The organism is Pseudacidovorax sp. DMC4 (assembly GCF_056314265.1).
In genome coordinates this window covers 122202-142060 of the sequence record NZ_JBQUYR010000017.1, presented here as the reverse complement: position 1 = coordinate 142060, position 19859 = coordinate 122202, and the positions used below count along the sequence as shown (strand labels likewise).

21 protein-coding genes are annotated in these 19859 nt (G+C 68.5%); 6 read left to right on the top strand and 15 right to left on the bottom strand.

The features are described from left to right. Positions 1–26: 26 nt before the first annotated feature. The 5 genes from ACT54X_RS25750 to ACT54X_RS25730 all read left to right on the top strand — a co-directional run bounded on the left by ACT54X_RS25750 (position 27) and on the right by ACT54X_RS25730 (position 4158). Positions 27–953, top strand: a complete 927-nt coding sequence (locus ACT54X_RS25750; RefSeq protein ID WP_476349434.1) for an NAD(P)-dependent oxidoreductase — start codon at positions 27–29, stop codon at positions 951–953. A gap of 92 nt (positions 954–1045) precedes the next feature. Next, entirely contained in the window at positions 1046–1834 is a 789-nt protein-coding gene (locus tag ACT54X_RS25745; RefSeq protein ID WP_476349432.1) for a hydroxypyruvate isomerase family protein, read from the top strand. Continuing rightward, positions 1831–2787, top strand: coding sequence for an NAD-dependent epimerase/dehydratase family protein (locus tag ACT54X_RS25740; protein WP_476349430.1), 957 nt, complete (start codon positions 1831–1833; stop codon positions 2785–2787). Before ACT54X_RS25745 ends, ACT54X_RS25740 begins: the two co-directional genes overlap by 4 nt. 22 nt (positions 2788–2809) lie before the next feature. Continuing rightward, positions 2810–3151 (top strand): NIPSNAP family protein, encoded by a 342-nt coding sequence (locus ACT54X_RS25735; protein WP_476349428.1) that lies wholly within the window; start codon positions 2810–2812, stop codon positions 3149–3151. After that, positions 3148–4158, top strand: coding sequence for a 2-hydroxyacid dehydrogenase (locus ACT54X_RS25730; RefSeq protein WP_476349426.1), 1011 nt, complete (start codon positions 3148–3150; stop codon positions 4156–4158). The genes ACT54X_RS25735 and ACT54X_RS25730 overlap by 4 nt, the downstream gene beginning before the upstream one ends. 141 nt (positions 4159–4299) lie before the next feature. Here the strand turns inward: ACT54X_RS25730 and ACT54X_RS25725 are convergent, their stop codons facing one another. The 10 genes from ACT54X_RS25725 to ACT54X_RS25680 form a co-directional block, all read right to left on the bottom strand. After that, positions 4300–4722, bottom strand: a complete 423-nt coding sequence (locus ACT54X_RS25725) for an SHOCT domain-containing protein (protein WP_476349424.1) — start codon at positions 4720–4722, stop codon at positions 4300–4302. A 154-nt stretch (positions 4723–4876) separates the two neighbouring features. Continuing rightward, a complete protein-coding gene (locus ACT54X_RS25720) occupies positions 4877–5644 on the bottom strand; it encodes a hypothetical protein (protein WP_354321444.1) in 768 nt (255 codons plus the stop codon). Between the two features lie 97 nt (positions 5645–5741). Further along, complete coding sequence (locus ACT54X_RS25715; protein WP_354321443.1) at positions 5742–6308, bottom strand: hypothetical protein; 567 nt, start codon at positions 6306–6308, stop codon at positions 5742–5744. A 540-nt stretch (positions 6309–6848) separates the two neighbouring features. After that, a complete protein-coding gene (locus tag ACT54X_RS25710; RefSeq protein WP_354321442.1) occupies positions 6849–6980 on the bottom strand; it encodes a hypothetical protein in 132 nt (43 codons plus the stop codon). A gap of 157 nt (positions 6981–7137) precedes the next feature. After that, the gene (locus tag ACT54X_RS25705) at positions 7138–8829 is read right to left on the bottom strand and encodes an MFS transporter (RefSeq protein WP_476349421.1); all 1692 of its coding nucleotides are present in this window, start codon (positions 8827–8829) and stop codon (positions 7138–7140) included. Between the two features lie 263 nt (positions 8830–9092). After that, the gene (locus tag ACT54X_RS25700) at positions 9093–9728 is read right to left on the bottom strand and encodes a DsbA family protein (RefSeq protein ID WP_476349419.1); all 636 of its coding nucleotides are present in this window, start codon (positions 9726–9728) and stop codon (positions 9093–9095) included. 41 nt (positions 9729–9769) lie between these two features. Then, positions 9770–10039: a DUF1289 domain-containing protein gene (locus ACT54X_RS25695; protein WP_476349417.1), complete on the bottom strand. Its 270-nt coding sequence runs from the start codon at positions 10037–10039 to the stop codon at positions 9770–9772. Between the two features lie 58 nt (positions 10040–10097). Beyond that, positions 10098–10604, bottom strand: coding sequence for a YbaK/EbsC family protein (locus ACT54X_RS25690; protein WP_234197754.1), 507 nt, complete (start codon positions 10602–10604; stop codon positions 10098–10100). 34 nt (positions 10605–10638) lie between these two features. Then, complete coding sequence (locus ACT54X_RS25685; protein WP_017758995.1) at positions 10639–10878, bottom strand: DUF1653 domain-containing protein; 240 nt, start codon at positions 10876–10878, stop codon at positions 10639–10641. After that, positions 10878–11798, bottom strand: coding sequence for a hydroxymethylglutaryl-CoA lyase (locus ACT54X_RS25680; RefSeq protein ID WP_354321437.1), 921 nt, complete (start codon positions 11796–11798; stop codon positions 10878–10880). The genes ACT54X_RS25685 and ACT54X_RS25680 overlap by 1 nt, the downstream gene beginning before the upstream one ends. 158 nt (positions 11799–11956) lie before the next feature. Here ACT54X_RS25680 and ACT54X_RS25675 point away from each other — a divergent pair, with 158 nt between their 5' ends. Beyond that, positions 11957–14437 (top strand): glycerophosphodiester phosphodiesterase family protein, encoded by a 2481-nt coding sequence (locus ACT54X_RS25675; RefSeq protein WP_476349414.1) that lies wholly within the window; start codon positions 11957–11959, stop codon positions 14435–14437. Positions 14438–14481: 44 nt separating this feature from the next. Here ACT54X_RS25675 and ACT54X_RS25670 read toward each other — a convergent pair whose 3' ends face one another. Genes ACT54X_RS25670 through ACT54X_RS25650 form a run of 5 tightly spaced genes read right to left on the bottom strand, consistent with a single transcriptional unit; the run spans position 14482 to position 19770 of the window. Beyond that, positions 14482–15402: a 2-hydroxyacid dehydrogenase gene (locus ACT54X_RS25670; RefSeq protein WP_476349412.1), complete on the bottom strand. Its 921-nt coding sequence runs from the start codon at positions 15400–15402 to the stop codon at positions 14482–14484. Between the two features lie 39 nt (positions 15403–15441). Next, positions 15442–17460, bottom strand: a complete 2019-nt coding sequence (locus tag ACT54X_RS25665) for an acetyl/propionyl/methylcrotonyl-CoA carboxylase subunit alpha (RefSeq protein WP_476349410.1) — start codon at positions 17458–17460, stop codon at positions 15442–15444. Beyond that, positions 17435–18133 carry a DUF4126 domain-containing protein gene (locus ACT54X_RS25660; protein ID WP_476349408.1) on the bottom strand — a complete coding sequence of 233 codons (699 nt, stop codon included), beginning with the start codon at positions 18131–18133 and terminating at the stop codon, positions 17435–17437. The genes ACT54X_RS25665 and ACT54X_RS25660 overlap by 26 nt, the downstream gene beginning before the upstream one ends. Positions 18134–18143: 10 nt before the next feature. Then, positions 18144–18938: an enoyl-CoA hydratase/isomerase family protein gene (locus tag ACT54X_RS25655; RefSeq protein WP_476349406.1), complete on the bottom strand. Its 795-nt coding sequence runs from the start codon at positions 18936–18938 to the stop codon at positions 18144–18146. A gap of 25 nt (positions 18939–18963) precedes the next feature. Continuing rightward, on the bottom strand, positions 18964–19770 hold the full coding sequence (locus tag ACT54X_RS25650; RefSeq protein WP_476349404.1) for an alpha/beta hydrolase family protein: 807 nt from the start codon (positions 19768–19770) through the stop codon (positions 18964–18966). Between the last annotated feature and the right edge of the window lie 89 nt (positions 19771–19859).

Sequence of the window (19859 nt, the reverse complement as noted above, 5' to 3'; positions counted from 1 at the left end):
AACCGCACGCCCCGAAAGGCTGATCGATGAGCGCCCCCGCAACCCAGCGCCCGCTGACCCTGGCCTTCTGCGGCCTGGGCCTGATGGGCGCGCCCATGGTCCGCCGCCTGCTGGCCGCCGGCCACACCGTGCGCGTGTGGAACCGCTCGCCCGCCAAGGCCGCGCCACTGGCCGCCCTGGGCGCGCAGGTGGCCGCCACGCCGGCCGAGGCCGCTGAAGGTGCCGATGGCGCGCTGATGTGCCTGTTCGACGCCGACGCGGTCGAGGCCGTGGTTTTCGGCGCCGACGGCCTGGCGCAGGTGCGGGGCCTGCGTTGGCTGGCCGACCATTCCAGCATCCATCCGCAGCGCACCCGCGACTTCGCCGCCCGACTGCAGGCCGCCAGCGGCGCGCACTGGCTGGACGCGCCGGTCTCCGGCGGCATCGGCGGCGTGGAGGCGGGCACGCTGGCCATCATGGTCGGGGGCGAACCCGCGCATCTGGACGAAGCCTTCGGCGCCCTGCGCGCCTATGCCGGCAACATCACGCACATGGGCAGCAGTGGCGCAGGCCAGGCCACCAAACTGTGCAACCAGACGCTGGTGGCCACCGCCGTCGTGGCGCTGGCCGAGGCCATCGGCTTTGCCGAGCGCAACGGCATCGCCATCGAACGGCTGGCGCCGGCGCTGGCGGGCGGCTGGGCAGACTCCAAGCCGCTGCAGGTCTTCGCGCCCCGCATGGCGCAGGCCCAGCCGCAGATCATCGGCGCGCTCGCCACCATGCTGAAGGACATCGACACCGTGGCCGCTGTCGCGCGCGACAGCGGCGCGCCGATGCCGGTGACCGGTGTCGTGCAGCAGGTGCTGCGCATGGCGGATGCGATGGGGTTGGGCGAGGCCGAGCTGTCGGCCGTGGTGGCGCTGATGACGCCGCAACGTCTGGCCGCCTTCCTCACGCAAGCCGGGAAGCAATGAAGCATCCCGGCAAAGACGGTTCCGCGAGTGCGCCGCAGGGGCCTGCGGCGAGGCCATTCGAACTCTCACGCTTCCTGCCTGACCCACGCCTCATGCAACTGAACGCCAACCTGGAGTGGCTCTACGGCCACCTTCCGCTCGACCAGCGCTTCGCCGCCGCCGCGGCCGATGGCTTTGCCGGCGCGGAGATGCTGCAGCCCTACGAGCAGCCGCCGGCCTGGTATGCCGACGCGCTGAAGGCGCATGGCTTGACCGCCGTGCTGCACAACACGCCGATCCGGCCGGACAGCCCGGGCCGGCTGGGCTGGGCCGCCATCCCGGGCGCCCAGGCCGAGTTCCGCGACTGCTTCGACCGGGCCCGCGCCGTGGCCGAGGCCACCGGCTCGCGCCGCATCCACGTCATGGCCGGCGACTGCCGCGCGCACGATCCCAAGGCCTGCCGCCAGGCGCTGGACCAGAACCTGGCCTGGGCCCTGCGGCATGCGGAGTCGGACGACCTGGTGCTGATGCTGGAGCCTCTCAACCGCGCCGACATGCCCGGCTACTTCTACTGGCTGCCCGAGCAGGCGCTGGAAGTGATCCGCGCCTTCGACTCGCCGCGCCTGCGGCTGCAGTTCGACCTCTACCACTGCGTGAAGGAAGGCCTGGACCTGGCTCAGGAGCTGGAGCGTTGCCGCGGCTTCATCGGCCATGTGCAGCTGGCCGGCGCGCCTGACCGCCACGAGCCCGACCTGTCGCGCGACGGCCTGCTCGCCACCGTCGCCGCCCTGCCCGCCGCCGGCTACGACAGCTGGCTGGGCTGCGAATACAAACCCCGCAGCACGGCCGCCGAGGGTCTGGCCTGGGCCGCGCCGCTGCGCCAACAAGGATTGCTCTCATGACCCGTATCCTCGTCACCGGTGCCGGCGGCTTCGTCGGCCAGGCGCTCGTGCGGCGGCTGCTGGCCGGCGTCGATGCGTTGCCGCTCACGCAGCTCGTCGCCGTCGACCTCGCACTCGACCTGCCCGCGCATCCCAAGCTCACACAACTGCGCGGCTCCGTCGCCGATGCGGCCGTGCGCGCCCAGGCCCTGGCCGAGCCGCCCGACGTGGTCTTCCACCTTGCCGCCATCACCAGTGGTCAGGCCGAGCGTGAGTTCGAGCTGGGCCTCACCGTCAACCTGCGCGGCACGCTGGAACTCTTCGAAGACCTGCGCCGCCAGCACGACGCCACCGGCAAGGCCGCGCGCCTGGCGCAGACCAGCTCCATCGGCGTCTTCGGCCTGCCGCTGCCGCCGCACATCGACGACGCCACGCCCATCGTGCCCACGATGTCCTATGGCGCCCACAAGCGCATGCTGGAGATCCTGCTGGCCGACTACAGCCGCCGCGGCTGGATCGACGGCCGCTCGCCGCGCCTGCCTAGCGTGGTGGCGCGGCCCGGCCTGCCCAACGGTGCGCTGTCGGCCTTTGCCAGCGACCTGATCCGCGAGCTGGCCGCCGGCCGCAGCTACGAGTCGCCTGTCGATGCCGAAGGCACGCTGTGGCTGCTCTCGCTGCCCGCCTGCGTGGACGCGCTGATCCATGCCGCCACCCTCGATGCCGAGCGCCTGCCGGCCACCCGTGCCTGGACGCTGCCTTCGCTGCATGTGTCGGTGGCCGAGGTGGTGGCCGCGCTGATGCGGCGCTTTGGCGTGAAGGTGTCGCAGCGCCTCAGCTACGCGCCCGACCCGGCCATCATTCCGCAGTTCGCCCGCTGGCCGACCGTGGACACCGCCCTCGCCCGCTCGCTCGGCTTCCGCGCCGATGCCTCGCTGGACGAACTCATCGAACGCTGCCTGCCCGGCGCCGCCTGACCGCCTTCTTCTGCTTCGCCCCATGATCATCGAACTGCGTACCTACACCCTGCGAATCGCCACCACGCGCGACTTCGTCGCGCGCTATGCCGCCGAAGGCCGCGACGTCCAGGTCGAGCACCTGGGCGAGCCCGCGCTCTATGCCGTCAGCGACATCGGCGACCAGAACCAGGTGATCCACGCCTGGCGCTATCGCGACTTTGCCGACCGCGATGCGCGCCGCGCCGCGCTGGAGGCCGATCCGCGCTGGCTGGCCTACAAGCGCCGCAGCCTGGCCGACGACCATGTGCAGCAGCAGAGCACGGCCATCCTGCGCGAAGTGGACTTCGCGGCGCTGACCGCGGCGAGCGGAGCCAAGGCATGAGCGGCGGCCCCTCCACGGCGGATGTCGCTCGCCCGGAAGCGCAACGCGACGGCGGCCCATCGCCGGAGGCGCCCGTGCTGTTGCTGTCGGCCCAGTTGCCCCCGCCGCTCAAGGCCGTGCTTCAGGACCGCCATGCCTGCGTGGCGGCACCGACGCGCGACCAGATGCTGGCCACCGCCCGCGCGCATGCCGACCGCATCGAGATGGTCGTCACCACCGCCACCGATGGCGCCGACGCCGCGCTGATCGAGGCCCTGCCCAAGCTGCGTGCCATCTGCAGCCTGGGCGTGGGCCTGGACGCGCTCGACCTGGAAGCCGCCAAGGCCCGCGCCGTGGCCGTGAGCTACACCCCCGACGTGCTGAACGACTGCGTGGCCGATCTGGCCGTGGGTCTGCTGATCGACGCCGCCCGCGGCATGGGCCGCGCCGAACGCCTGGTGCGCCGCGGCGACTGGCCGCGCATCGGGCCCGGCGCCCTGGGCACGCGCGTCAGCGGCCGGAAGCTGGGCATCCTGGGCCTGGGCCGCATCGGCCAGACCATCGCCCGCCGCTTCGCCGGCTTCGACATGGACATCCGCTACCACACGCGCACGCCGCGCGAGGGCGTGGCCTGGACGCACGAGCCCTCGCTGGTGGAACTGGCCCGCTGGGCCGACTTCCTGATCGTGGCCTGCGCCGGCGGCGAGGCCACGCGCCATCTCGTCGATGCACGGGTGCTCGATGCGCTGGGCCCGCAGGGCATCGTGGTCAACATCGCGCGCGGCTCGGTCATCGACGAAGCCGCGCTGGTCCTGGCTCTGCAGCAAGGGCGCCTCGGCGGGGCAGCGCTGGACGTGTTCGATCAGGAGCCGGAGGTGCCGGGCTCGCTGATGGAGATGGACAACGTCGTGCTGCTGCCGCACATCGGTAGCGCCACCGCGCAGACCCGCCGTGCCATGGGCGACCTGGTGCTGGCGAATGTGGAAGAGTTTCTGGCCACTGGCCGACTGCGCACCCCTGCGTATTGAGCGGCCGACGCGTGGGCGGTACGTCAGCGTGGGCTCAGACCCCTATTGCGGGTGCAACGTTTGACATGAACTGTGGCTGCGGATGGCGAAGCCAGCGGTTACACGTTGCCTCGATGGAATGATCAGCGCGCATAGCACACCTCATATGCTTCCCAGAATTTCCGCACGTCGCTTCTCATACTCCGATTGCTCAATCACGCCTTTGTCCTTTAGCTGGCTGAGCGTGCTGAGACGTTCTTCAATCGTTCTTTCCGACGAGACAGATGTCGGGAGCTGAGTTTTTTGGCTTGTACCGGCTGCGGCGCAAGCGGCGTTGATGTCATTCATCAATGCGACCTCGTCAAATAAGGTGTTGCCCTTTTTGTCTCGCGTGAGATTTGAGTAGGCTCGCCCCAGAGCCAGCGTTTTCTGCTTGTGATCCGCGTCGTGTGGATTTGATTTCAAGACTGATAGCGCCTCCAGGTAGGCTTGCTTGGCTGCTTCCAATGCTTTGGCTTGTGCGATGCCGGAGTAGATAGCAAACCCCACAAAGGTAATCAGAGCGATGACAATTGCAGTTCCCATACGGTCCCTCTTTGTGTTGCAGATTCTTTGTGCGGCCTAACGTTTGAGCTGAGCCGCGAGCGCAGGTGTTGCGCTTGGCCCGCTACACGGATGATGAACTATTCCGGGAAGCGAGCCAAGTGCCACGTCGGCGCGATTCGGCTCGAGCGAAGGGTTAGGTTTCCCCACGCGTCTTGACACCGTAGTCATGTCCAGCAGATTTCGCGAAATTGGCCGAGAAGTAGGAGATGTCTTCAAACATCTTGTCGGCCCCGAATGCCTTTGCCGCGAACGCGAAGGCCAAGATGCCCCTGTAAAAGTAGTTCCAGAGGTCCTCGCGATGCTCGTCGTGCCTCTCCGTGCCTTTCATGCCTCCCAAGTGAAACCGAGGAGGCGACCCGCCGAACATGTCCATGATCTGAGGCGAAGCCGCGTGGACGTAGCCGGAGTACGTTTTGCTAACTTGGCGAGCGACCTCAACACCCCGACTTGGATTGGCGTTGGAACCTTCCAACCGCGCGATGTAGGCCCTGATCTTTTTTCGCGGGATCATGGGTCGGTCCTGATTTCCGGGCTCACCGGTTCGCGGATCAAATTCCTCTCGGTAAAACGCCTCAAGATACGTTTGATGCAGAGGCGTCATCTTGTCAAAGATGACGCCAAAGGCCAAGAACGTGATGTCCTCTTGAATCTCGTCGAGTACACGCTGCAGCGCAGCCTGCTCTTGCACAAAGCCGTACTCGAACAAGAGGCAGGCGCCACGAAGAGTTGTCACATACCGAGCCAGCTTCTGCACCAGTGCCTGGTGCACTGTCCTCTCTACGTAGCGATAGGCAAACGAGTCAGCAAACGGAACGCGCTGCGGCGGCGGAACACTTTTTGCCAGGGCGTGCACGGTCGCCGACATGTTCTTCAACGCCGCTTCATAAGTTGATTCGATCATTTTCGGGAAACCTAACGTTTAACATGAGAGGCATGACCCGGCTTGCGGGCATATCCTCTTGATAGAAGGGTTAGAAACGGCTGGCACGGATTGACGGCTACGGAGTTCTTATTTTTGGCAATTCAATACGAAGTTCGTTGGCGCGCCTTTCCATTGCTTCTACCAGTTCTCGGTAGTCCTTCTGACTTTGCATCTTTGCCCAACGTGCTCGCCACTCCTTCACTTCTTGGTCATTCATAGTCGGAGTTAGAACCGTAAGTCGCTGCGAGAAGGATGCGTTGATCTCGGAAACGCCTATCAACAGAGACGCTGCAACGAGAAACAATGGAGGTATGAGTACTGACACGGCAGCGAGCAGGATGCGAATTAACGGAAACGGCAAACGGGTCCCAGCGCCGCGCTTCTCCATGCCAGGCAAAAGGAGAAGCAAGGGAACAAAGGTGAGAAGAAACGTGACCCCTAGGAGGGAGAGGTGCCCCACCATGTTGCGCTCACCGACAGCAGCATTTCGATAGATTCCATCGACATACCCTGCTTGAACAGACTCACCGAAAGCAAGTACGGCGCTCCATATGAATCCAAGCAAAGGCTGGATAAAGATGATTACGAGAACCGACGATATGACGCCGCCAATAATTCCGATTTTTAGTTCGCGCGATAGCATGGCTGCTTCCGTTTCTAACGTGTGCTCGAGAGACAGCTAACGCCGCCTAGTCAGGAGCACTGCGTCCTAGATCGGCACGCTTGGCTCACTATAAGCCGTTGACGCGCCATCAGATTCCCCCATTTGACCAGGCGTTTACCGTGCTCGAATTCCGAAAAAAGCGGCACACCGACAACGACCCCACCGACATTATCTAGCCGCCTGGCCAGCATCTTGATGCCAGTTGTGGCGGCCGTTGCGGAGCCTCAGAAATACCTGCGCCCGCGGCCCATCTGGATCTGCTGCCACTGCGCGCCCTGCGGGTGCTGGACCAGTTGCGAGAACGCCTGCGGTTAATGCCTACAGCATGCGTACCTCGGGAACCTACGTCTGCGGGGTGAAGGCATCATCCTCTTCCATCGGCTGCGGCACCCTGCCGAGATGGGTGGGCCGGAGGTCCTCCGCACACCGTGCAGCGCCCCCCGCCCATGAAGAAGGCCCGGCGATGCCGGGCCTTGTCGTTCGTGCCTGCCAAAGGGCCCGGCTGCGCCTCTTCTGCGCTTACTTGGCAGGCTCGTGCTGCGCATCCGCACCGTGCTTCTCGCCACTCATGTCGACCTTGTCGCCGGCCTGCAGGATGACGAACAGCGAGAGGGCGGCAAACACGACGAAGCCGATGGCGATCTTCCACATGAAAAGGGTCTCCTAAAGGATGAATCAGATGGCCGCGGAGCAGGCCAAGCCGGGGCACCCGAGGAACTGGCTCTGCCAAGCCTCTGGGTGCGCCCCCCTCCAAGCCGAAGGCGCCAGGGAGGGGGGAGCCGCGTAAGCGGCATGGGGGGTGTAGCCCTTAATCCCCAGCGTAAATATCCACGTCCTTCGTCTCGCGGATGAACAGCGTGCCGATCACCAGCGTCATGCCGGCGATGACGATCGGGTACCACAGGCCGTTGTACATGTTGCCGGTCGAGGCCACGATGGCGAAGGCCGTGGTGGGCAGCAGGCCGCCGAACCATCCGTTGCCGATGTGGTACGGCAGGCTCATGGACGTGTAGCGGATGCGCGTCGGGAACAGCTCCACCAGCATGGCGGCGATGGGGCCGTAGACCATGGTCACCAGGATCACCAGGTAGGTCAGCAGCACCACCATCATGATCTTGTTCATCTTGGCCGGGTCGGCCTTGGCGGGGTAGCCGGCCGACTTCAGGTCGTCGCCCACTTCCTTCTTGAAGGCGGCGATGGACTTGGCCGAGTCCTCGTCGAACTTGGAATTGACCACGTTGCCGGCCGGTGCCGTGATGGTCTTGTCGCCGATCTTCACCACCGCGGGCGAGCCGGCGGGCGCCGACACGTTCTCGTAGCTCACCGAGTTCTGCACCAGGTAGCGCTTGGCGATGTCGCAGGAGCTCCTGAAGTCGATCTCGCGCGCCACGGGGTTGCCCTGGAAGGAGCAGGTCGCCGGATCGGCCGTGACGGTGACGGCCGAGTTCGCCTGCGCGCGGGCCAGGTCGGGGTTGGCGGCTTCGGTCAGCATCTTGAAGACCGGGAAGTACGTGACCACCGCCAGCAGGCAGCCCGCCATGATGATGGGCTTGCGGCCGATGCGGTCGGAGAGCGAGCCGAACACGATGAAGAAGGGCGTGCCGATCAGCAGGGCCGCCGCGATCATCAGGTTGGCCGTGGTGGCATCCACCTTCAGCTGCGCCGTCAGGAAGAACAGCGCATAGAACTGGCCCGTGTACCAGACCACCGCCTGGCCGGCCGTCAGGCCGACCAGCGCCAGGATCACGATCTTCAGGTTCTTCCACTGGCCGAAGGACTCGGCGAGCGGCGCCTTCGAGGTCTTGCCCTCGGCCTTCATCTTCTGGAAGGCGGGCGACTCGTTCAGCGACAGGCGGATCCACACCGAGATGCCCAGCAGCAGGATGGACACCAGGAAGGGAATGCGCCAGGCCCAGGTCTGGAAGGCTTCTTCGCCGACCGCCGTGCGCACGCCCAGGATGATGAGCAGCGACAGGAACAGGCCCAGCGTGGCCGTGGTCTGGATCCACGCCGTGTAGGCACCGCGCTTGCCGTGCGGCGCATGCTCGGCCACATAGGTGGCAGCGCCGCCGTACTCGCCGCCCAGGGCCAGGCCCTGCAGCATGCGCAGCGCGATCAGGATCACCGGCGCCGCCACGCCGATGGTGGCGTAGCTGGGCAGCAGGCCAACGATGAAGGTCGACAGGCCCATGATCAGGATGGTGACCAGGAAGGTGTACTTGCGGCCGATCATGTCGCCCAGGCGGCCGAACACGATGGCGCCGAAGGGCCGCACCAGGAAGCCCGCCGCGAAGGCCAGCAGCGCGAAGATGAAGGCCGCGCCCGCATCCAGGCCGCTGAAGAACTGCTTGGCGATGATCGCGGCGAGCGAGCCGTACAGGTAGAAGTCGTACCACTCGAACACGGTGCCGAGGGACGAGGCGAAGATGACCTTCTTCTCCTCCTGCGACATCGGCCGGGGTGCCGCGTGCACCCCGCGGGAATCCAGTGTGGCTGCCATGTGTCTGTCTCCTGATTGTGGAATCGGCCGCCGGATCGGGACCGTGGGCGGATTCTTTGGGGGGCGACTGACCGTTGGCTTGCGTGAAACTGAACCGATTCTGACGATTTAGGGACTAACCCGCGCTGCCGTTTTCATCAGGCAGGAATGAGGGCCGTGCGCGGGCCTGCATCGGGAAGACCCTGAGCCGCGACGGCAGGTCGGATTCATGACCGCGCCGTCGGGTTCCCCGAAGAGCCCACTCTGAAGCGGCCCCGGCGCGATCAGCCCACCAGCGCGGAGGGCCGCTGGTCGGCACCCGCCCACTGCGGACCGGCGAACCACGCGTCGCCCTGCAGGTAGGCGCGCAGCATGGGCAGGCTGTCGAAGCCCCAGAACAGCCGGCCATCGACCACGAAGGCCGGCACGCCGAAGGCGCCCTGCGCGATGGCGGCGTCGGTGTTGGCCTTGAGCTCGGCCTTCACCGCGGCATCGGCCACATCGCGCGCAGGCTGCAGGCGGGCCTTGAGCGCATCGAATCGCGCCGGATCGCTGGCGTCCTGCCCGCCACGCCACACCTCGCGGAACAGCTGCTCGGCCTGATACCGGCTGATCTCGCCGCCGCGCGAGGCGGCCACCGCCAGGCGCAGGTGTGGCAGCGGGTTGTAGGGATGGGTGGCCGGCATGTCGATGGGCACGCCCAGCGAATGGCCCAGCCACAGGATGTGCCGGTAGGTCCACTGCCGCTTGCTCGGCACCTCGGCCGGCGCCTTGTGCCCATGGTGGCGCACGATGGCGCCCAGCAGCACCGGCTTGTAGGCCACGCTGTAGCTCAGGCCAGCCAGGGCCTCGGGCAGGTGCTCGAAGGCCAGGTAGGCATAGGGCGAGATGAAGTCCAGGTAGAAGTCGATGTGCTTCATGGCAGAGGTCTCCTTGTTGTTCGTCCTGGTGCCCAGCGCGCTCAGCCGGGCTGCGGCGCGGGTGCAATGGCGCTGCGGGCCAGCACCCGATCCCACACGGCCAGGCGGCCCGCATCGGGCGTGCGGCTCCAGTGCCGGATCTCCTCGATGGTGCGGAAGCATCCTTCGCACAGACCGGTGGCCGCGGACATGCGGCAGACATTGACGCAGGGCGAGGGCACCGGCTCCAGGCCCTGCCGCACGGCCTCGCGCATCAGCGCGGCGCGGGCGGCCAGCGGGCTGCGTGCCGTGTCGACGTCGGGCGCACTCACTGGACTACCCTCCGCGCAAGGCGCTCCGGGACTCGCGCTTGGGAGCGGCCCGGCCCGCTCATGCCGCCACCGCCTGCACCACGTCCGCCACCGGCGCGCCGCCGGTGAGGGCCGGCAGGTCCTGCGGACGCAGCGGAAACACCGCATGCGGATGGCCGGCTGCCGCCCACACGGTCTCGAAGCGGAACAGCTCCGCATCGATCAGCACCACCGGCTTCGTCACATGGCCGACCGGCGAGACGCCGCCGATGGAGAAGCCCGTGCGCGACTTGACGAAGTCGGCGTCGGCTCGGCCGGTCTTGCCCACCAGGGCGTCGACCTTCTTCTCGTCCACGCGCCGGTCGCCCGAGGTGACGACCAGCACCGCCACGTCGTCGGCCTTGCGGCGGAAGATGATGCTCTTGGCGATCTGGCCCACGGCCACGCCGAGCACATCGGCCGCCTCCTGCGCCGTGCGGCAGGCGTCATCGAGCATGCGCGGCGCATGCGGATGACCGGCATCGAGAAGGTGGCGCGCCACGCGCTGCACGCCGTCGGGAAGGGAATGGAGTTCGGAACCGCACATAGATGGCAGCGATTGTCGGCGCGGGCGCAAGGCCTCAGCCGATGAAGGCGAAGCGCGGCTGCGCGTGCCCCTCATGCACGATGCTTTCCTCGAACATGCCGAAGGGCCGCACCCACAGGCCGCGGTCGTCGTACAGCGGCTTGTAGAGCACCATGGGCGCCAGCGTCTCGCTGTGGCGCACCACGCCAAGCACCTCGTACTCCAGGCCCTTGTAGTGCCGGTAACGCCCGAGACGGATGGCCGGCAGCGCGGGCAGGTCGTCGCCGAGCGCCATCAGCCGGCCCTCTTGGCGCGGATGGCCTTGGAGACGCGCGAGTTCGGCTCACGGCCCAGGGCCTGGCTGATGAACACGCCGGCGTCGATCAGCGCATCGAGGTCGATGCCGGTGTCGATGCCCATGCCGTGCAGCATGTAAACGACGTCCTCCGTCGCCACATTGCCCGTCGCGCCCTTGGCATAGGGACAGCCGCCCAGGCCGGCGATGGAGGACTGGTGGTTCCACACGCCCAGCTCCAGCGCCGCCAGCGTGTTCGACAAAGCCTGGCCGTAGGTGTCGTGGAAGTGGCCCGACACGGCATCGACGGCAAAGTGCGCCAGCGTGGCCTCCAGCGCCGCCTGCACCTTGCGCGGCGTGCCGACGCCGATGGTGTCGGCCACGTCCACGCGCGCGACACCGATGCCCTTCATCAGCCCGGCCAGGTAGCCCACCTTCTCGGGGGCGATGTCGCCTTCGTAGGGGCAGCCCACGGTGCAGCTCATGGCGCCGCGCACCGCGATGCCCTGGGCCTTGGCGGCCGCGACCACCGGCGCGAAGCGCTCGATGCTCTCGGCGATGGAGCAGTTGATGTTCTTCTGGCTGAAGGCCTCGCTGGCGGCACCGAAGACGACGATCTCGTCGGGCCATTCCTCGCGCGGCGCGGCCAGCGCGGCTTCCAGTCCCTTCATGTTGGGCGTGAGCACCGAATAGCGCACGCCCGGCTGGCGGCGGATGCCGTGCATCACCTGCGCGTTGTCGGCCATCTGCGGCACCCACTTGGGACTGACGAAGCTGGTGACCTCGATCTCTGCCAGGCCGGCGGCCTGCAGACGATGGACCAGCTCGACCTTGACCTCGGCAGGCACGGGCTGCTTTTCGTTCTGAAGCCCGTCGCGCGGGCCGACGTCGACGATGCGGACGCGGGAAGGAAGGTTCATGGGGTCTCCGAAAAAAGGAAAGCGAGAGGCAGAGGGAGCGCGTGCAAGTGCACGCATCCAGGTCCCGCGCGCGACGCGCGGATCGCACACGACATACCGACGTCACGGGGGCTGCCTAGATTGCGGCCTCCATTAAAAAACAGAGTCGGAGTTTCTTCATGCAACAGACACGCATCGCAGCCGCGATCGCCATGAGCCTGGCCTTGGCCGCCTGCGGCGGGGGTGGAGGTGGCGGCGCCACCTTCGTGCCCGGAACGGGCCTCGGCACGGGCACCGCACCCGCCCCGTCGCCCGCTCCTGCGCCAGCGCCCAGCCCGGTACCGGGCACATCCCCAGCGCCCGCGCCCGGCACGGCCCCTGCGCCCAGTCCCGCCCCGGAACCCGAACCCACCGCCAAGGTGCTGCTGGAGGAAAGCTTCACCGGGCTGAGCGACCTGCCCGCCAGCTGGGCACGGCCGGCGGCCAACAAGGGCACGGTGAGCGTGCGCGACGGCAGCCTCTACATCGACGGCCGGGCCGACAGCTTCGCCATGACGGGCGTGGCCCTGCCCGCGGCACTGGCCGAGATGTCCGACTACCGCATCGACGTGGTCTTCACCTTCGAGGCCGCCAACAACAATGCGCGCTGGGGCAGCGTGATGTACCGAAGCTCGGCCGCCACGGCCACGCCGGCCTACGAGCCCTACCACCAGTTCGCGATCCGCCAGAACGCCACCGCCAGCAACGGCACCGAGTTCGCGCTGCGCAAGGCGGGCGCGTGGACGGTGCAGTCCACCAAGGCCTTCGGCTCGGCCATCGACAGCGCAAAGACCTACACCGCCACGGTGATCGTGCACGGCAACCGCGCACGCCAGTACCTGGACAACGTGCTGATGCACGACGTCACGCTGGACGCCGCCGCGCCCGCCAAGGGCGGCATCGGCCTGCAGACGGCCGGCCTGCTGATGCGGGTGGACAGCATCAAGGTGAGCGAGCAGCTCAAGCCGCTGCCCGAGATCGCCACGCCTGCCGCGCTGCAGGACACGGGCACGGCAGCGGCCATGGCACCGACCCTGGTGCAGCCCATGGCCGCCAGCACCAACCTGGCCGCCACCGGCGCCAGCCATGCGCTGTTCCGCATCGACGGCACGCTGAGCCTGCGCAGCGCCAGTGGCGAAAGCCTGGGCAGCCTGGCCCAGTACCTGGCCGACCGCAACCGCACCACGGCCCCGGTGCTGCGCGTGGCCGACGACGCCACGGTCGACGCCCTGGCCCGCTACGCCCAGGAGAACGACCTGAGCGACGTGACCCTGCTGTCCGACCAGGTGAGCCTGCTCGCCCGCGCACGCACGCTGATGCCGATGGTGCGCGCGGCGGTGGACTTCTCGGGTTCCGGCCTGCTCGACGCCAGCACGCAGAGCGTGATGCAGGTGGTGAGCGCCACCAACAAGGCCCGCGCCAAGATCGCCGTGCTGCCGCCCGCGATGACGCAGCGCGCCACCGTGGCCCAGCTGCAGCGCCTGCTGATCACGGCCTGGGCCGCCAGCAGCGCCAGCACGCCGACCGAGGCCGCCCAGGTGCTGACCACCGGCGTGAACGGCGTGCTCGCCAGCGACGGCGCCGTCTTCGCCCGCGTGATGCGCAAGCTGCCCGCCAACACGCTGCTGCGCAAGCCCCTGGTGATCGGCCACCGCGGCATGCCGCAGGGCACGGGCGACGAGAACACGCTGGCCAGCGCGCAGGCCGCCGTGGCGGCCGGTGCCGACGTGGTGGAGAACGACATCTACCTCACCAGCGACAAGCACCTGGTCATCATGCATGACGACACGGTGGACCGGACCACCAACGGCACCGGCCGCATCGAGTCGATGACGCTGGCACAGGTCAAGCAGCTGCGCACGAAGGTGGGCAACCGCGAGGTGCCGACGCTGCAGGAATATTTCAGCGCCTTCAAGGGCCAGCCGATCACGCACTTCATCGAGCTCAAGAGCAGCAACACCGGCCTGGTGGCACAACTCAAGAACGAGCTGGACGCGGCCGGCACGCGCGATCAGGCGGTGGCCATCTCCTTCCTGGGCGACCAGCTCAACCGTGCGGGCCAGACGCTGCCCGAACTCTCGACGGGCTTCCTCAACAGCAATGCCGACGTCAGCGATCCGCAGGTGGCGGTGCGCAACATCCTGGCGGCCGTGCAGCCCTACTCGTCCACCTACAACCCGGCCTACGGCGGGCTGAGCCAGGCCACGATGGAAGCCGGCAAGCACCGCGGCATCACCTTCTGGCCCTGGACCATCAACGACCAGGCGGCGTTCCATCGCTTCTACAGCTATGGCACGCACGGCATCACCACCGACTACGCCCTCTGGGCGAAGGACTTCCCGGTGGAGATCGGCACGGCCGCCACGGCCACCGTGGGGCTGAACACGCCGGTGACCCTGCCCGTGACGCTGACCACGCAGGTGGGCGGCAGCATTGCCGCGCAGAGCAACGTGATGGCCGTGATCGACGGCACGGCCCCCTTCGTGCAGAGCGCGGAAGGCGACCTGCGCTTCACCGCGGCCGGCACCGCCGTCGTGCTGCCCGGCTACCGCCACAAGATGGGTGACGGCACCTACAGCTATGTGATCGTCGCCAAGCCGGTGAGCCTGACGGTGCGCTGAGCACGCGCCGCCGCAGGCCGGCTGCGGCCCGCGCGCGCCAGTGCTCAGTAGCCGCGCTGCGGATCGACCACGCCCGCGATGGGCTGGCCGGCCTGCAGCGCGCGGATCTTGCCGGCGATCTGTGCGATGGACTCGCTGCGCAGCGTGCGCGCCGAACCGTGCGGCGTGACGGTGATCTTCGGATGCCGCCAGAAGGCATGGTCGGCGGGCAGCGGCTCCTGCTGGAACACGTCCAGCGTGGCACCAGCCAGCTTGCCGCTGTCGAGCAGCGGGATCAGGTCCTCTTCCACCAGATGGCCGCCGCGCGCGATGTGGATCAGGTAGCCGCCGGGCTTGAGCGCCGACAGCGTGGTGCGGTTGAGGATGCCGCGGGTGGCATCGGTCAGCGGCAGCAGGTTGACCAGCACCCGCGTATTGACCAGAAAGTCGCCCAGGCGCGCCTCGCCCGCGAAGGTGCGCACGCCCTCGATGGACTTGGGCGTGCGGCTCCAGCCCAGCACCGGAAACTCGAACTGCTGCACCGCTCGCACCACGCGTTCGCCCAGCACACCCAGGCCCATGATGCCGACCGGAAAGTCGGCACGGGCCAGCGGCTTGCGGTAGACCCAGCGGCCCTGCCGCGCCTCGGCCTCGTAGACGTCGAACTCGCGGAAGTGACGGATCAGCGCATGGCACACGTACTCGGCCATCTGCACCGACATGCCGGCATCGTCCAGCCGCACGATCTTCAGGTGGGGTGGCAGGCTGAGCTTCGTGATCGCGTCCACACCCGCGCCGATGTTGAACATGGCCTTCAGGCCCGGCTGCTCGTCCACCATCTGCTGCGGCGGTGCCCACACCACCGCGTAGTCGGCCTGCGGGCTGCCGGGCGTCCAGTCGACGATCTCGGCATCCGGCAGGGCGGCGTGCAGGCCCTCGATCCATGGGGCGGATTTGGTGTCGGTCAGGCAGAGGGCGATGCGCATGAGGGCGTGCAAGAAGGCTGTGGAAGACAGCCCGCGATGCTACGCGGCCAGACGCAGGAGCTCTGCCCCTTCGGTGACCTGGTCGCCGGGCGCGAACAGCAGCTCGGCCACGGTGCCGTCGGCCGGCGCGGCGATGGTGTGCTCCATCTTCATGGCCTCCATCACCGCCAGCGGCTGGCCCTTGCTCACGGTGTCGCCCGCCTTGACGGCGAAGGACACCACCTTGCCGGGCATCGGTGCCGTCAGGCGCCCGCCTTCGGCCTGGGTGTCGCCGGCATGGGCGAGACGGTCGACGGCATCGATGCGGCCGGCTCCCGCCTGGCCGAACACATGCCATTGGTCCTGGTGACGATGCACGGCCAACACCTCGCGGCGGCCGGCGAAGTCCAGCGACAGGCGGCCGTCGGGCAGCAGCGTCCAGGCCAGGTCGCCCGCGACCTGCGATTCGCCCTCGCCCACGCTGAGGTGCCGCGTGGCACCCGGGCCGTAGCGCAGCAGCGCCGTGGCGCCCTGGCCGTTGAAGTCGAAGGCGAAGGTGCGTGTGGCGAGGCCCAGGCCGCGCCAGCCGTCGGCACGGCCGAAGGGGCCGCCTGCAGCCTGCGCAGCCTCGTCCGCCAACTGGCGGGCCACGACGCCCGCCGCCAGCAGCGGCAGGCCCAGGGGATCGCGGTCGAAGAGCTGCGCCCGCTCGCGCTCGATCAGCGCCGTGTCCAGCCGCGCCTTCGAGAAGGACTCGGTGGCCAGCACGCCGCGCAGGAACTGCACATTGGTCGCCACACCCACGATCTGCACCTGCGCCAGCGCGGCGTCGAGCCGGGCCAGCGCCTGCTCGCGCGTGTCGCCATGCACGATCAGCTTGGCGATCATGGAGTCGTAATACGGCGATATCTCGCCGCCCTCGCGCACGCCGTCGTCGATGCGCACATCCGCCCGCGCGAAGGCCGCGGCGGCGGGCTTGCGGTAGACCGTCAGCGGGCCGGTCGCGGGCAGGAAGCCCTTGTCCGGGTTCTCGGCGCAGATGCGCGCCTCGATGGCGTGGCCGTGGATGCGCAGGTCGTCCTGCGCCAGGGGCAGCGGCTCGCCGCTGGCCACGCGCAGTTGCCATTCCACGAGGTCGAGGCCGGTGATGGCCTCGGTCACCGGATGCTCCACCTGCAGCCGCGTGTTCATCTCCATGAAGTAGAAGGTCATGGCCTCGGGCGCGTCGTAACCGCCGGTCTGCTCGACGATGAACTCGACCGTGCCGGCGCCCACATAGTCCACGGCGCGCGCGGCATCGACGGCGGCCTGGCCCATGCGCTGGCGCAGCGCGGGCGGCATGCCAGGCGCGGGCGCCTCTTCCAGCACCTTCTGGTGGCGGCGCTGCACCGAGCAGTCGCGTTCGAACAGGTGCACATAGTGGCCCTGCGTGTCGCCGAAGACCTGGATCTCGATGTGCCGCGGGCGCTGCACGTACTTTTCGATCAGCACGGCGTCGTCGCCGAAGCTGTTGATGGCCTCGCGCTGGCAGCTGGCCAGGGCGGCGGCGAAGTCCTCGCTCTTCTCGACGATGCGCATGCCCTTGCCACCACCGCCGGCGCTGGCCTTGATGAGCACCGGGTAGCCGATGCGATCGGCCTCGCGCTGCAGCAGGGCCGGGTCCTGGTCGGCGCCGTGGTAGCCGGGCACCAGCGGTACGCCGGCCTTCTCCATCAGCCGCTTGGACTCGGCCTTCAGGCCCATGGCCTGGATCGCCGAGGGCGGCGGGCCGATGAAGACCATGCCGGCCTCGGCGCAGGCGCGGGCGAAGTCCTCGTTCTCGGACAGGAAACCGTAGCCGGGATGGATGGCCTCGGCGCCTGTGGCGCGGGCGGCTTCGAGGATGCGCTCCCAGCGCAGGTAGCTTTCCTTGGGTGCGTTGCCGCCCAAGGTCACGGCCTCGTCGCAGGCGCGCACATGGTTGGCCTGCGCGTCGGCGTCGGAATAGACGGCCACGGTGCGCACGCCAAGGCGGCGTGCAGTCGCCGCCACCCGGCAGGCGATCTCGCCACGGTTAGCGATGAGGATCTTCTTGAACATGGGGCAGGTCTCCGGACGATTTGTTGCCGCGGCCAGCGCGGGAAAAGGCAGGCGCGACACCCGGGTCGGGCCGGCCGCTGAAGATGCGCGTGAGGCGGCCGACGAGCGCCCGCAGGAAGCGCCAGCTCTTGCGGATCAGCCACACGCTGAGGACGAGCACCAGCGCCAGCGCCACCAGGAAGACCAGCGGATGCGCCAGCGCCAGCCACAGGCCCGCGGGCACCAGCGAGTCCTCGGCCAGCGAGGCGCCCACGTTGGTGAAGGGCTCGGGCGAGGTGTTGATGGCCGCGCGCGTGGTGGCCTTGGCCGCATGGGCCGTGGCCGCGAAGCCGCCGCCCACCAGCGCCGCCACCACGGCCATGGCCGCATGATCGGCGCCGAACACCGAGGCCGCGAGCGCGGCGCCGGCCGGGATTCGGATCACCGTGTGGACCATGTCCCACAGCGAATCCAGGCCCGGGATCTTGTCGGCGAAGAATTCGACGAAGACCAGGAAACCGCTGACGATCAGCACCACTGGATGCGACAGCGCCTGCAGCCCCGTGGGCAACGGCACCCAGCCCAGCCAGCCGGCCAGGCCGACCAGCAGCACCGCGAGGTACAGGCGCACGCCGCTGGCCCAGCCGAGGGCGGCGGCCAGCGCGAGCAGTTGGGGAAAGTCCAGGCCGTCCATCGGGGGCCGATCAGCGCGCCTGCGTCCAGGCCGGCTTGCGCTTTTCCAGGAAGGCGCGCAGGCCTTCCTGGCCTTCTTCGCTGGCGCGCAGGGCGGCGATGCGGCGCACCGTCTCGGCGGCCAGATCTTCGTCGATGGGCCGGCCGGTCACGTCGCGCAGCAGGCGCTTGGATTCGGCCACCGCGCCGGGTGCAGCAGCCAGGATGTTCTTGAGCACCTCGTCCACCCTGGCGTCCAGCACATCGGCGGGCACCACCTCGTGCACGAGGCCGACGCGATGGGCCTCGGCCGCGGTGAAGCGCTCGGCCGTGAGGAAGTAGCGCTGCGCCGCGCGTGCGCCCATCGCGCGGATCACATAGGGGCTGATGGTGGCGGGGATGAGGCCGATCTTGACCTCGCTGAGGCAGTAGTGGGCGCTGTCGGCGCTGATGGCCACGTCGCACACCGACACCAGGCCCATGCCGCCCGCGTATACGTCGCCCTGGATGCGCGCGATCACGGGCAGGCGGCTGTCGGCCAGGGTGCGCAGCATGCGCGGCAGGCCGGCGGCGTCCTGCAGGTTCTGCTCGGGCGTGAAGCTGGCGGCGCGCTTCATCCAGTTGAGGTTGGCGCCGGCGCAGAAGGCCGGGCCGCGCCCGCCCAGCACCACGGCCCGCACGCCATCGGCGGCCTGGGCCTGCGTGAAGGCCTCGGCCAGCTCGCGGATGAACACGTCGTCGATGGCGTTGCGCATCTCGGGCCGGTTGAGCCAGATGCGGGCCACCGGGCCGTCGATGTGCAGTTCGAGCGTGGTGAAGTCGGTCATGGCGTGTCTCGGTTGGTCGAAGGGTTCAGTCGCGCAGTGCCGGAAAACCCAACCGCTGCAGAAAGCCGGACACCACCGGCTGCCAGGCCTGCGGTGCTCGGGTGAAGGTGCTGTGACCGTCCTCGCCCTGCGGCGGGAACTGCACGAGCTCGCCATTGCCGCCCGCGGCGCGGAAGGCCGAGAACCACTGCCGTGGCCAGTCGGCGCCGAAGTACTGGTCGTTCTCGGCATACAGCCACAGCGTGGGAATGCGCACGCTGCGGCCGTAGCTGGCGAAGAGCTCGCCCATCTGCTGCGGCGAACAGGGCTGGCCGGCATGGGTGCGCGGGTTGCCACCCCCACCGCCGGCGAAGTTGATCGCACCCACGACGCCGGGTGTGGCGCGGGCGGCGGCGGCGATGGCGGTCGCGCCTCCGTAGGACTGGCCGACGATGACGGCGCGCGCCGGGTCGGCGCCGGGCATCGCGCGCACGGCGGCCAATGCCGCGAGCGCCTGGTCGGCCGCGGCGCCATAGCCCGCGGGATAGTCACGCCGCTGGCAGGCGCCGCTGTCCTCCACGTCCGGCCCGCCGCTCACACCGTAGCCCACGCGCGTGGGTACGGCCACGATGAAGCCATGCCGCACGAAGAAGCGGGAAGCCTCGTGATAGCGCGCGCGGCCCAGCGCCGCGCGGCCGGCCGCATCGACCGCACGGCCGTGGTTGAGCACCAGCACTGGGGCGGGGTGCGGGTTGGCGTCATCGTCGAACACGGTGACGCGGATGGTCTGGGCGACGCGTCGGCCCTGCATGTCCTGCACGGTGACGGGTAGGTCGAGCTGGGTCTCGCGCAACGTCGCATGCGCAGGAATGAGGAACGCCGCCAGCGGCAGGGCCAGCCATGCGCGCCGGAGAGCACTGGCAATCGTCCGCAACAACGCCC

Bases quoted from the DNA above. Each gene is read 5' to 3' on its own strand.
- ACT54X_RS25750 (WP_476349434.1), top strand. From the start codon at position 27: ATGAGCGCCCCCGCAACCCAGCGCCCGCTGACCCTGGCCTTCTGCGGC.
- ACT54X_RS25745 (WP_476349432.1), top strand. From the start codon at position 1,046: ATGCAACTGAACGCCAACCTGGAGTGGCTCTACGGCCACCTTCCGCTC.
- ACT54X_RS25740 (WP_476349430.1), top strand. From the start codon at position 1,831: ATGACCCGTATCCTCGTCACCGGTGCCGGCGGCTTCGTCGGCCAGGCG.
- ACT54X_RS25735 (WP_476349428.1), top strand. From the start codon at position 2,810: ATGATCATCGAACTGCGTACCTACACCCTGCGAATCGCCACCACGCGC.
- ACT54X_RS25730 (WP_476349426.1), top strand. From the start codon at position 3,148: ATGAGCGGCGGCCCCTCCACGGCGGATGTCGCTCGCCCGGAAGCGCAA.
- ACT54X_RS25725 (WP_476349424.1), bottom strand. From the start codon at position 4,722: ATGGGAACTGCAATTGTCATCGCTCTGATTACCTTTGTGGGGTTTGCT.
- ACT54X_RS25720 (WP_354321444.1), bottom strand. From the start codon at position 5,644: ATGATCGAATCAACTTATGAAGCGGCGTTGAAGAACATGTCGGCGACC.
- ACT54X_RS25715 (WP_354321443.1), bottom strand. From the start codon at position 6,308: ATGCTATCGCGCGAACTAAAAATCGGAATTATTGGCGGCGTCATATCG.
- ACT54X_RS25710 (WP_354321442.1), bottom strand. From the start codon at position 6,980: ATGTGGAAGATCGCCATCGGCTTCGTCGTGTTTGCCGCCCTCTCGCTG.
- ACT54X_RS25705 (WP_476349421.1), bottom strand. From the start codon at position 8,829: ATGGCAGCCACACTGGATTCCCGCGGGGTGCACGCGGCACCCCGGCCG.
- ACT54X_RS25700 (WP_476349419.1), bottom strand. From the start codon at position 9,728: ATGAAGCACATCGACTTCTACCTGGACTTCATCTCGCCCTATGCCTAC.
- ACT54X_RS25690 (WP_234197754.1), bottom strand. From the start codon at position 10,604: ATGTGCGGTTCCGAACTCCATTCCCTTCCCGACGGCGTGCAGCGCGTG.
- ACT54X_RS25685 (WP_017758995.1), bottom strand. From the start codon at position 10,878: ATGGCGCTCGGCGACGACCTGCCCGCGCTGCCGGCCATCCGTCTCGGG.
- ACT54X_RS25680 (WP_354321437.1), bottom strand. From the start codon at position 11,798: ATGAACCTTCCTTCCCGCGTCCGCATCGTCGACGTCGGCCCGCGCGAC.
- ACT54X_RS25675 (WP_476349414.1), top strand. From the start codon at position 11,957: ATGCAACAGACACGCATCGCAGCCGCGATCGCCATGAGCCTGGCCTTG.
- ACT54X_RS25670 (WP_476349412.1), bottom strand. From the start codon at position 15,402: ATGCGCATCGCCCTCTGCCTGACCGACACCAAATCCGCCCCATGGATC.
- ACT54X_RS25665 (WP_476349410.1), bottom strand. From the start codon at position 17,460: ATGTTCAAGAAGATCCTCATCGCTAACCGTGGCGAGATCGCCTGCCGG.
- ACT54X_RS25660 (WP_476349408.1), bottom strand. From the start codon at position 18,133: ATGGACGGCCTGGACTTTCCCCAACTGCTCGCGCTGGCCGCCGCCCTC.
- ACT54X_RS25655 (WP_476349406.1), bottom strand. From the start codon at position 18,938: ATGACCGACTTCACCACGCTCGAACTGCACATCGACGGCCCGGTGGCC.